The organism is Thalassobellus citreus (assembly GCF_044385915.1).
Taxonomy (GTDB): domain Bacteria; phylum Bacteroidota; class Bacteroidia; order Flavobacteriales; family Flavobacteriaceae; genus Thalassobellus; species Thalassobellus citreus.
This window is the reverse complement of record NZ_JBISCC010000095.1, coordinates 1-10515: the sequence shown is the minus strand read 5'-3', so window position 1 is coordinate 10515 and position 10515 is coordinate 1. Positions and strand designations below refer to the sequence as shown.

Sequence of the window (10515 nt, the reverse complement as noted above, 5' to 3'; positions counted from 1 at the left end):
GTCGACTTGGATTGATAAGTATAGTAGCGATTTTGAAATTAAGTCAGATAGTTTAATAATATATCTAAATGAAAACAATTTAGTAAAAGAAATTGAACGGATTAAAGAGAAATTGAAAAATAAAAACAGTGGCTAACAAAGCATAAAATTAATGGCTGGTTTTAGCTTACTTGGAAAATTCCTGCGGAATTTTCCACTGGCAAGTTTCTATTTACTAAATTAGAGCTTAAACGCGCCACTAATATTATACGTAACCGTTGTAGGTAATTAAACGAAACCCATAAAAAAAACATAAAAACTATGAAAAAACTATTAATCGTATTATTGATTTCAACATCAGGAACCTTATTTGCTCAATCTAGCCCACAAGATTTAATTGATAATTTTTTTGCAACTTATGAAAAAGACGCTGGAAAAGCTGTGAAGGAATTATATGCGACAAATAAATGGACTGAAAGAGTAAAAGATGATATTGATAAAGTGATTGGTACTGTGAATGGTTTTACTGAAAGTTATATGGGTAAATATTATGGATATGAAATCATCACAAAGAAAAAGTTCGCTGAAAGCTTTGAATTATATTCGTATCTGATAAAATATGACCGACAACCAATAAGATTTATTTTTAAATTTTATAAGCCAAATGACAAATGGGTATTATATTCATATGCACTTGACGACAGTTTGGATGACGAAATCCAAGAAGCTGCAAAACTTTACTATTTGGAATTAGACAAAGAATAACTACCTACAACAACATATATAATTTATTGCTAGTTCTTGCCTACTTACGAAAATCCTCGCGGATTTTCTATTCAGTTTTTATTTGCTAAATTAGGTGCTTAAAACACGTAACAAATCATATATAAATCCGTTGTGCATAATATGAAAAAATCGACATTCTTAATATTTACAGTATTGTTAATCGGACTCACGTCAAGTGCGCAGGAATTGAGTTGCTCGGATTTTAAAAATGGAAAATTTTATATTCCGTGGACTCAAAAATATGCCCAAATTTCAATTGTATCAAATGACACCATATTTGATATAAAGCCTATAAGAGATACTATTTTTACAAAACAAATTGTTATTCGTGAAAATCATTCTCAAAGTAAATGGGAAAATAATATTGAAACTGGACAACCTACTTATGAGATTATTGAATGGATTGATGATTGTACTTACCGACTGACTTACGACTCTTCTAAAATGGATTTGAATGGTAATCAAAAATGGATTAACGATAATAACGGAATTATCGTTGCTAAAACAAAAATTGAAGGAAAATGCTTGTTTTATACATCTACAATGACATTAGAAGATGGAGATAAAATATCGCGAAATGGAATTATCTGTTTGGAATAAATACTATGCACAACAAAGTATAAGAAATAATGCTTAAATTTATTCCTAAATCAAAAGGTTAGTGCGCATTTGGTCTCTCTGATTTTCCTACGGAAAATCCTCGGACACAAAACCGCACTATTCATATACACAACCGTTGTAAGCAATTTGAGAAAAATCGATAAAATAGAGTTAAATTTTGGAAAACCAGAAAGTGGTTGGCTTCCGACTGAATTTAAATACGCTGAATTTGAATTAAATTTTGATGCCTCAGATGTTCCTAAAATTCCAACTGATTTACTTTGTGAATGTCTTATTTCTACTCTGAAAGGAATTGAATCGAAAATGTATTGGTTTTTAGAACCTGGATATTATATGTTTGAACTAATTCCAAATGGAAAAAAAATTGAATTATTAATTTCAAACTCTAATGTTCTGAATGAAAAACGAAAAGGAATCTATAAAATATCTGGAGATTTTGAATCAATAATTCTACCATTATTTCGGAGTTTAAAAAAATTCGATACATTAGAATTTAAAGATAATGATTGGGAAAAAATAAACGAAATTGAACTGAATAAATTAACTGAATTAATAAAGGAAAGAAAAAACTGCTTGCAACAAAGTATAAGAAATAATGCTTAAATTTATTTCTTAATCAAAAAGTTAGTGCTTTTTTAGTCACTCTGATTTTCCTGCGGAAAATCCTCGGACATAAAACCGCACTATCCTTATACACAACCGTTACCACACATATGAAAAAAACGCTAACATCAATATTCGTACTTCCAATTTTGATCTTGTTTTTCTGGAGTTGTAAAGAAGAAAAAGTCGTTAGTGAAACTGAATTTGAACAAAACGTTTTCTACGAAATATTTCCTGCTATTTTAGATTCAATCTATTACGACAAACGACTTATTCCACCGCCACCACCACAACCTAATTTTTTTGATAAAGAAGAATACAAAAACAATATTGACAAAGCCATTGAAGACTATAAAAACAGTAACAAGTATAAGAGTGATATGCGAAAATGGGAAAGAAAAAAGGACTCATTAAAAAAAGATAAATCATCAATATTTTTAGTCGTCTCTGACTCTGTCAGTGGATTTAAAAAAAATGACGGAAATAAATTATCTGAATATTTTAAAATTCACGATTCAGTAGACACAAAACTTGGACTAAACTATAAAATCGACTTAAACAAATTAAAATCGAATAACGAGAAAATTAAGTTTAAGTATCGTTCGGAATTTCCAAATGGTCGTGAATTTTGGAGAACCAAATATGATTATTTTATTGCAGCTAACATAGGTTTTAGTAGAATTATTTTTGACCAAACCAAATCTTATGGAGTTCTGAATGGAGGATATACAATGGGAATTCTAAACGGAAGTGGTTTTAGAATTTTTATCAAGAAAAATGAGAGTGGTAAATGGATAATAGATAAAATTGCTGGAACTTGGATTTCGTAAAAAAATACGTGTGGTAACAAAGCATAAAATTAATGGCTAGTTTTAGCTTACTTGGAAAATTCCTTCGGAATTTTCCGCTGGCAAGTTTCTATTTACTAAATTAGTGCTTAAACGCGCCACTAATATTATACGTAACCGTTGGGTTTAATGCTGCTCACTCTATCGAAAAAAATAAAACTGATTAAAAAATCTGAATTTTATAACCCAAAGTTTACGCAGAATTTTAGTCAATTACGACAAATAAAACTGTGGATTTTTAGCAAGTTTGCGGAATATAAAAACGCAGACTAAAATTATGGCGGACTTTTGAGTTTGTTTGCGGAACAAAACAAAAACGGACAAATAAATCATCTGACTTTAGCAAGATTTCGGAAAAAATATTTGACCGAAAAAACAAACTGAATAAAATATTAATCTGACAAAAAAAGCACTAAAACCCAACATCGCATATCAAAAATGCTTATTTTAGTACTGAATCTTATGGTTATTGCTTCTTTGCTTGCTTCTGATTTTCCTTCGGAAAATCCTCGCATACAAAATCGCACTTTCCATATGCATAACCGTTAGCAATAATTTAAAAAACACTTCTACTGTTAAATAAACAGACTCAAAATCTACAGCTTCAATATGCAAATGAAAAAAGAACACAATATAAAAGGCAATATAAAATCTATTAAACAACTATCATATGTTGCACATTATGATTCCGAACTCTTAACAAAGGGAATGAGAAGTAGAATGGATGAAGACTACTTATTGGGAGAAGGGACTGATAGTGATGACTATTATTCTCTATATGACAAGAATAATCTAATTATTGAAAAGCAAAGACTTGACTGGGATAATAGTGTTTTCGAAAAAATAATTTTCGTTCGCTCCCCAGTGGGAAAAAATATTGAGACAATAGTTTATGATGCTCATTCAAAACTCAAAAGTAAGGCAAAAGAGTATTACGATGAAAACGATTATTTAGTTAAAACATGTTTTTTTAACTCAAATGACTCCTTAGATATGGAATTCACCTTTGAATATGATTTGAACGGAAATCGTGTCAAATCATCTACCTATGATGCGCAGGATGGAGATTTATTTAGTCAAAACATTAATTCTTATGATAAAAACAATAATTTAATCGAAAGTGAAATTTTTAGCAGTATAAACTCGAACCTTACACTCATCAATAAAACCATTTATAAATACGATGAAAAAAGTCAAATCATTGAAGAATTGTCATTCGATACTTCATTAAATATTGAAGAAAAAAAGCTCTTTGAATATGACAAGTTCGGGAGTGTATTAGAAATATGCACCTATAATTCAGAGTTCGAACTAATCAAAAAGATTAAAAATAAATATGATTACGATGAAAAAGGAAATTGGATAAAATGTACGGTTTTTATAGAAAAAGAACTTGGTCAACTTCATCCAATCTATATTGTTGAAAGGGGAATCAATTATCTAGATTAAAATATCTGATAAAGCGATAAAAATTAACTATTGCTAACAAAGTATAAAATTAATGGCTGGTTTTAGCCTACTTGGAAAATTCCTGCGGAATTTTCCGCTGGCAAGTTTCTATTTACTAAATTAGTGCTTAAACGCACCACTAATATTATACGTAACCGTTAGCTGTTATTAGAAAATGAGCATATTTAGAAAGAAAAAACATAAAAAAGAAAACCTTATTGCTGATAAGGAGAGTTTGTCCGAACCTGTTGTGGTTGAAATCAAATTGGAAAAACATTTCCGATTTATGTATGAGAACTTTGTTATTTCAAGTCAGCAAGAATTATATCTTTTGCTTGAGGAAAAGGATGGAGTTATTGATTTACTATGTTTCAATTCTTTGTCTATTTATAAATATGGTTATCCAAATGACGAAATTGGACATCCTCTGCAAAAATTCGGATTAGGATTCTATGGATTTTTTGAAGTAAAAAACTCTGAATGGATTAACGAAATTGAAAAAATGAACAGTGCACATCCTAGACACGTTAAAGGACTTTCCACTGATCGAAAACATTATGTAGCAAAATTTAAAGATGTAACGTTGGAGGTAATTTGTAAATCATACGAATTAAAACAAATGACTAAAACTGAACTTGACGGAATTATTACTGAACAGATGAATTACATAAATAACAACAGCTAACAATGCATAAAATTAATGGCTAGTTTTAGCTTACTTGGAAAATTCCTTCGGAATTTTCCGCTGGCAAGTTTCTATTTACTAAATTAGTGCTTAAACGCGCCACTAATATTATACGTAACCGTTGTGCAACATATGACCAAAACCGAAAATTGATGACAAACCGAATTTTAACAGCCCTAATCTTAAGAATAGCTGGAATATTCTTATTCATTAAAATTTTCGACCATTTCGGTTCTTATTTCTTATCTATTTACGGAACTGCTACAATGGCTAAATTCAAAGAATTAGAATTATTAAAAGAACCGATTGATAAATTTTATTTTACAGGAACATTTCTGACTTTAGCCAATATTGTTGTTTCTTTATTTCTGTTCCTTAAAGCAGAGTGGATTTCTAAAAAACTAATCAAATCAGATAATGAGATAATAACAGAACTAAATCCTAAATCACTATCAAAAGTGATTTTAATGACAGTTGGTATTGTTTGGTTAGCAAGTTCAATTTATTTTATTCCTGACTTTATAGAATATTGTATTCAATTGACCTCTAAACTGAATGGAAATGTAAATGCTCAAATTCCTGACTTTAGTTTTCTTAAATATATTTTAAGAATAATTATGGCTTTGATTTTAATTTTCCGAATTGAAAAAATATCGGAATGGATTATAAAAAAAATATAAATACGTTGCACAACAAAGTATATAAAAAATTGCTAGTTTTAGCTAAACCAATGTTAGTTGCTTTGTTTGCTAGCTTCTGATTTTCCTTCGGAAAATCCTCGCACACAAACTCGCAACTTTCCATATACATCAACGTTGTGTGTAATTTAACCTAACCAACCTACTGAATTGAAAATAAAACATTTATTACTTCTTTTAATCATTCTTTCTTCTTGCAAAGACGAAATTTCTAATGGGAATTTTCGGAATGAAAATTATGTTTTCTACCAAGAAAATGGTAAAGCTGGAAAATGGCAAAAAATAAACCCTGAATTGGAAATAAAACTGCCTAAATCGCATTCGACCTATTTCTTTCCAAATGGAAGTAGATACGCTGAATTAAAAGTTATTGACAGCTTTCCTAATCGAATTATTAAATACTTTAACAAAGAAGATAAGCTAATTAGAACAATCAAATTCAAATCAGATTCAATTGTGAGTAAGGTCTTTGAAAATGGAAATTATAGAGGCTATCATTCAAATCTTGGGTTACTACAATCAGAAGGTTTGTTTGAAAATAATATGTATCAAGGTAAATGGAAATTCTACTACAAAGATGGAGAAACAATTAAACAAATCGTGGAATATGTTAATGACACTTTACACGGAATTAGAGAAGATTATTGGGAAAATGGAAATCTAAAAAGTAAAGCAACAAATATAAAAGGAAAACAAAATGGAAAATCTTCACACTATTTTGAAAGTGGAGAATTAGAAGAAATGAATTTTTTAAAAAATAATGTACTTCATGGCCACATGACAAGTTATTATAAAAATGGACAAGTTGAACATTATAGAAATTACTGGAACGGGAAAAGAAAAGATACATGTAAAACTTTTTTTGATAATGGAAATATTGAGAGGGTTCAAATAATAAACTTGGACACTTTGACTCTGAAATCATCTGGTAAAATTTATATCTATTTTAAAAATGGCGAATTAAAAGCAGAGGCTGATTTAGTTGATTACAATGCTCATGGCAATTTTATTCTATACAATGAAAATGGTACAATAATAGAGCGTTCACAAAAAAGAAATAACAAACATCAAGGTTCTTGTATAACATATTATGATTCTGGAACAAAGAAACTTGAAGGTTATGTCAATAAAGGGTTTTATCATGGTAAATTGAAATATTTTAATGAAAAGGGTGTTTTAACAAAAATTGTTGATTACAACAATGGAACTGCCTTAGATTCAATAATTTATTAACAAAAAAACTACACACAACAAAGCATAAAATTAATGGCTAGTTTTAGCCTACTTGGAAAATTCCTGCGGAATTTTCCGCTGGTAAGTTTCTATTTATTAAATTAGTGCTTAAACGCGCCACTAATATTATACGTAACCGTTACCCAACATTTAAAAAAAGCTACTTATGAAAAAAATATTCTTACTGATTTTAATAATATCCGCCAATGTTTTCGGACAAAAAAAAATCGGAAACGATGTTTTTAAAATGGAGTTTTTAAGAATATCTGACAATATTCAAGGAGACCAAAACAACTACTATTCAGATTTAGTAGAACGCTCAATGTTCTCAAAAAAAGACTCTCTGAATTATGGCTTCTTAAATTCAAAAGGAAAAACAGTTATCAAAGCTGAATACACTTACGCTTCTGACTTTTTTAATGGGAAGTCAAACATAATATTTGATTCTATTCCTGGAATACTATTTAAAGATGGTAGTAAAAAAATATTTCCACAATTCAATGCAACATATTGGTATAGGGATGATTTAGGACTTGCTATAAAAGACAAAAAGTATGGTTTTATTAATGAAAATGGAGAAATAATTATTCCATTAGTTTATGAAGATGCATTTCCTTTTTACAATGGTTATGCTTCAATAAAAGAAAACGACAAATGGAATTATATAAACAAAGAAGGTGAAATTATTTTTTCTGACAGCTTGATTTTTAGCTATAAACCAATTATTGACAATAAGGCTATTTTTATGATTTCAGGTAAAGAAGTTGAAAAGAGAAAAAGAATGCACTCTGAAGACAGAAATGGAAGTCAAACTTTTGCTGAATATCTGAATCAGATTAAAAACATACAACTAAAAGAAGGATTAATAGACATCAATGGAAAAGTCATAATCGAACCTATTTACGATGAAATTTCAGGATATTTTATAAATGGATTTATGCGTGTTAGAAACAATGGAAAAGCAGGAATTATTAATGCAAAAGGAGAAATAGTTATTCCAATAGAGTACGATAATGTTTTAGATTATAAAAACGAAATGTTTACTGCCGAAAAAAGTAATAAATGGGGAATTATTGACACGAAAAACAAAATAATAATCCCTTTTGAATATGGACGAATTCGACATTTTCAAAATGATTTAGCACTTATAACTAACAAAGGAACAGGATACATTAATAAGGAAAAGGAAATTGTTATTGAACCACAAAACAGTTTTAATTTATCTGGAGATTTTTACAATGGTTTGGCACTTGTAAAAAAAGATAAAAAGTTTGGCTTCATCAATAAAGAAAATGAAATTGTTATTCAAATTATTTACGACAATGCACTTCCTTTTAAAAGTAAGAAAACGATTGTACAAAAAGACGGAATTTGCTTTTTCATAAATCAAAAAGGTAAAATGATTAAACGAATTTCTAAACCTTATCTTTGGACTGAAAGAGATGAATTGATAAGGTTTGCGGAATAAAAAAACGTTGGGTAACAAAGCATAAAATTAATGGCTAGTTTTAGCTTACTTGGAAAATTCCTTCGGAATTTTCCGCTGGCAAGTTTCTATTTACTAAATTAGTGCTTAAACACGCCACTAATATTATACGTAACCGTTGGGCACAAGCTGAAAAACGAATGACGAAAAAAATTGGTCTTTTAATATTAATCGTAATTATCTCAATAATTCTCGCTTCGATTTACGGACTTTTGCACAATCATATTTCGTATTCAATCTCGACTGAATATTTCACAAAATTCAAGTTTGAACAATTCGGATTTTGGGATTACGCATTTGAAAATAATGACAAAAAGAAAGTTGCTTTTATTGGGATTTTGGCAACTTGGTGGTTCGGGCTTTTAATTGGGTTTGTAAATGGAATTGTTGGATTGTTTCAACCGACTCCTAAAACCATGTGGAAAAGTGCATTTGGAGCAACAATTCGGACTTTGTTAATTGCAATCGGATTTGGAATCGTGGGTATTTTGGTTGGCAAGTTCATAATTTCCAACTTAAATACTAATTGGAATCTTCCAGCGGATTTGACCGACCGAAAAGGATTTTTGACTACTGAAACAATGCATAACTTTAGCTATCTTGGTGGAATAATCGGTCTGATTTACGGAATAATATATCAACTTAAAATAAAAAAAGCCAATACCCAACATAGTATATAAAAAATTGCTAATTTTAGCTTAACCAATGTGAGTTGCTCTGTTTGCTAGCTTCCGATTTTCCTTCGGAAAATCCTCGCACACAAACACGCAACTTTCCATATACCAACCGTTGTACACAAGCTAAAAACCGAACTCAAATTGATAAAAAAGATACTAATTGGAATTTTATTACTCGGATTTATAGCAATAATTGGATTTGTTGTTTTAATGGCAAACTTTGAGCTTTTCGACGAACCAACTGAAACGGAATTAAAAGCGGAATGCGATTATGAAGGTTTGCGGAAAATAAAAATGACTGAAATGACTGGAAATGCAACTACGGATAGGTCTATTCATATTTACGCAACTGATTGTAATTATAACGGCGAAATTGAGCCTGAACCAATCTTCGTCGCAAGTGCTGGATTTATAAAACTAAGAGATGTGAGTTTTGAATGGAAAAGTCTTGACACTTTGACTATTAAGTATAATAAAAAACTGGAGGTTTTCAAACAAAAAACAGAATCGGTATCTGTAAATCCGAAAATAACATTTGAATATATAACCGAATAAAAAGCCAGTGTACAACAAAGTATAAGAAATAATGCTTAATTTTATTTCTTAATCAAAAGGTTAGTGCATTTTTAGTCACTCTGATTTTCCTGCGGAAAATCCTCGGACACAAAACCGCATTATTCTTATACACAACCGTTGTGTACAATGCCGAAAATGATACAGAAATTTAACTTAAAACTGATTTTATTAGAATGTTTCGCTCTGATTTTTATCATAAGCGGAATTGACCGATTGTACGTGGCATATAACGGAAATCAATTCGATGCTTTAATAAGCGAGAATTGGGAAAAATTTGAATCTCTGACTGATGTTAGAATTGGAGATTTTTTTGCAAACCAAGCTTACTGGATTATAGCAAGTCTACTAATCGGAATTTTAATTGTTGGACTTATAAACTGGAAAAACAAATTCGGAATCATAAATTCAATAATAGTTCTCTTTTTGACATTTGGAATATCTGCTACTGGAATTTACTCAGGCGGAATAATAAACAGATATCTGAATTACTTTTGCGGAATATTTGCTGAAGGTTATGGAATGGCCTTTTTAATTGGTGGTTTGATAATAGCATTAATAGGAATTATGATTTTATGGAAAACTATAAAAATAACAAAAAGCACTGTACACAACAAAGTATAAGAAATAATGCTTAAATTTATTCCTTAATCAAAAAGATAGTGCGTATTTGGTCTCTCTGATTTTCCTACGGAAAATCCTCGGACACAAAACCGCACTATTCTTATACACAACCGTTGTACAACATTACCCAAAACAAGAAAATTTGAACAAAATATTATTATTAGCACTTTTAATTTTCTCAAATACTTACGGACAAGTGCAGAAAAAATTCTTTGTCGAAGACGAAAAGAATGTTAAATATGTGACAGTAAAT

The 10515-nt window shown here is 29.8% G+C and carries 12 protein-coding genes; all 12 read left to right on the top strand.

Features of this window, described 5'->3' with window-relative positions; genetic code table 11:
* Positions 1-300 precede the first annotated feature (300 nt).
* Positions 301-744 (top strand): hypothetical protein, encoded by a 444-nt coding sequence (locus tag ACH5TX_RS01025; RefSeq protein ID WP_439337697.1) that lies wholly within the window; start codon positions 301-303, stop codon positions 742-744.
* A gap of 141 nt (positions 745-885) precedes the next feature.
* Entirely contained in the window at positions 886-1365 is a 480-nt protein-coding gene (locus tag ACH5TX_RS01020) for a hypothetical protein (protein ID WP_439337696.1), read from the top strand.
* A 147-nt stretch (positions 1366-1512) separates the two neighbouring features.
* Positions 1513-1989, top strand: a complete 477-nt coding sequence (locus tag ACH5TX_RS01015; protein ID WP_439337695.1) for a hypothetical protein — start codon at positions 1513-1515, stop codon at positions 1987-1989.
* 110 nt (positions 1990-2099) lie between these two features.
* Positions 2100-2819 carry a hypothetical protein gene (locus tag ACH5TX_RS01010; RefSeq protein ID WP_439337694.1) on the top strand — a complete coding sequence of 240 codons (720 nt, stop codon included), beginning with the start codon at positions 2100-2102 and terminating at the stop codon, positions 2817-2819.
* 633 nt (positions 2820-3452) lie between these two features.
* Positions 3453-4286, top strand: coding sequence for a hypothetical protein (locus tag ACH5TX_RS01005; protein ID WP_439337693.1), 834 nt, complete (start codon positions 3453-3455; stop codon positions 4284-4286).
* A 175-nt stretch (positions 4287-4461) separates the two neighbouring features.
* Positions 4462-4971 (top strand): hypothetical protein, encoded by a 510-nt coding sequence (locus ACH5TX_RS01000; RefSeq protein ID WP_439337692.1) that lies wholly within the window; start codon positions 4462-4464, stop codon positions 4969-4971.
* A 152-nt stretch (positions 4972-5123) separates the two neighbouring features.
* Positions 5124-5651, top strand: coding sequence for a hypothetical protein (locus ACH5TX_RS00995; protein ID WP_439337691.1), 528 nt, complete (start codon positions 5124-5126; stop codon positions 5649-5651).
* Positions 5652-5819: 168 nt separating this feature from the next.
* Positions 5820-6902: a toxin-antitoxin system YwqK family antitoxin gene (locus ACH5TX_RS00990; RefSeq protein WP_439337690.1), complete on the top strand. Its 1083-nt coding sequence runs from the start codon at positions 5820-5822 to the stop codon at positions 6900-6902.
* A gap of 166 nt (positions 6903-7068) precedes the next feature.
* Positions 7069-8370 (top strand): WG repeat-containing protein, encoded by a 1302-nt coding sequence (locus tag ACH5TX_RS00985; protein ID WP_439337689.1) that lies wholly within the window; start codon positions 7069-7071, stop codon positions 8368-8370.
* Positions 8371-8528: 158 nt separating this feature from the next.
* Complete coding sequence (locus tag ACH5TX_RS00980) at positions 8529-9068, top strand: hypothetical protein (RefSeq protein WP_439337688.1); 540 nt, start codon at positions 8529-8531, stop codon at positions 9066-9068.
* Between the two features lie 138 nt (positions 9069-9206).
* Positions 9207-9620 (top strand): hypothetical protein, encoded by a 414-nt coding sequence (locus tag ACH5TX_RS00975; RefSeq protein ID WP_439337687.1) that lies wholly within the window; start codon positions 9207-9209, stop codon positions 9618-9620.
* Between the two features lie 240 nt (positions 9621-9860).
* Positions 9861-10262, top strand: a complete 402-nt coding sequence (locus ACH5TX_RS00970; protein WP_439337686.1) for a hypothetical protein — start codon at positions 9861-9863, stop codon at positions 10260-10262.
* Positions 10263-10515 lie beyond the last annotated feature (253 nt).